The 1,547-nt window shown below is 36.4% G+C and carries 2 protein-coding genes; both read right to left on the bottom strand.

Annotation, left to right across the window (positions count from 1 at the left end; genetic code table 11):
- Nucleotides 1-214 precede the first annotated feature (214 nt).
- Nucleotides 215-358, bottom strand: a complete 144-nt coding sequence (locus AB1414_20645; GenBank protein MEW6609819.1) for a hypothetical protein — start codon at nucleotides 356-358, stop codon at nucleotides 215-217.
- 2 nt (nucleotides 359-360) lie between these two features.
- Entirely contained in the window at nucleotides 361-1,146 is a 786-nt protein-coding gene (locus AB1414_20640; GenBank protein ID MEW6609818.1) for a transposase, read from the bottom strand.
- Between the last annotated feature and the right edge of the window lie 401 nt (nucleotides 1,147-1,547).

Genomic DNA, 1,547 nt, shown 5'->3' with positions numbered 1-1,547 from the left:
CCTGGCAAAACAATAAAGGTGATCTTATGAAAAGTTTAAATCTGTAGTGCCAAAATTCGATTTCCTGAAGTTGTAACTCATTGATTTTACACAACTTAATTTTTTGAGTCATGAACTTAGGTTAAGATAATACTTCTTAATATAAAAAACCTGAAATATAGGCTTAAATTTACTCAAAATAAAATTAATGACTTCTAATTAAGGAGTATCGAAATCAGCGCTTTATCTCAAATTCTTCTGATATTTTCATTTCTTCCTCTACTCTTCCTCCTGCATGGCTTACCGCTGAATATCCTACACCAAATACCTTCCCCACTTCATAATTCTTCAGCCCAATTTTCCTTGTCAATAACCACATGGTTACCTCTCTCGCTTCCTTCCTACCCCCTCTTGTATCTCCTTATCACTTACTCCAAAAACCTTCTTTATTGCCTCTATCACCTTCCCTATTTCTACTTCTGCTCTTATCTGTTTCATTACAGGAATCTCTTCCTCCATCTCCTTCCCCTTCCCAAACTTTTCCCTTATCCATTCCACAAACCTATCACTTCCAAGTATTATTCCATATCTTACATTATTCAATATCTCCTTCTCCTTACCTGCTCTTGTAAGTAACCACTGCCGATACTCCTCCGCTCGGTTATCTTTCTCACCTCCAAACATCTTCAATACAGCATTTGGCTCTACCCATTTATGAACACGCCTTGTTCCGACATAATCTCTGTAACTGCTCCACTGATACTCCTCCAGATTCTTTACTATCCCTGCCCTTACTGGATTTAGATGAATATAGCCACTCAAACCAAGAAAATATGATTCATCCTCAATCACAATACTCTTAAACCTACCCTGAAACAAATGCCCTCTTTTCCTATGCTTTAAATTATAATACATCCCATACGAAGATTGTAACCATTGTATTGCCCGAGAAAGATTAGCTTCATGAGTGCACAAAAAAAGATGATAGTGATTGGTCATAAGTGTATAGGCATATATTGTCAGATTAAACCTCTCCACAGCCAATTCTATATAATCTTCAAAACGGAGATAATCCTGAGGTTGAGAAAATATCTCGTTGCCTCCAACCCCACGGCACATCACATGATACACCGCTCCTTCATATTGTATTCTCCAGTCCCTTGCCATAATGGTAAAAGTATATCATAAATAAATGATTTTGTCAAGTTTTAATTCACAATTCAAGATGTGACCCCTACCCTACCCCTACCCTATACTATACGAGAAATTTAATCTTTATGCCTTTCTCCCACCAATAGCTGACCGATTACATTTTTTCTTTTTTTATTGTTGACAAATTATTATTTGTATGATATTATTATTGTAATTATTCAGCTACCAGGTCACTAAGAAACGAAAAAAGGGATTCGGGATTGGGGGTTAGGGGATAAAAGAATCCACGAACCCCTAAATCCGAACCCCGATTTTTAGAAGGATTATTCTTTTCTTTAATCAATATTCTTTAATCAATATGACAATAGCGAGGAATGAGTAGGATTTAAAACTTAAGGCGTTAGTTGTTGGTGGGA

The organism is bacterium (assembly GCA_040755795.1).
In the GTDB taxonomy this organism is placed as follows: Bacteria; UBA9089; CG2-30-40-21; order CG2-30-40-21; family SBAY01; genus JBFLXS01.
The sequence above is the reverse complement of the archived record's forward strand: the minus strand, read 5'-3'. Positions and strand labels throughout refer to the sequence as shown.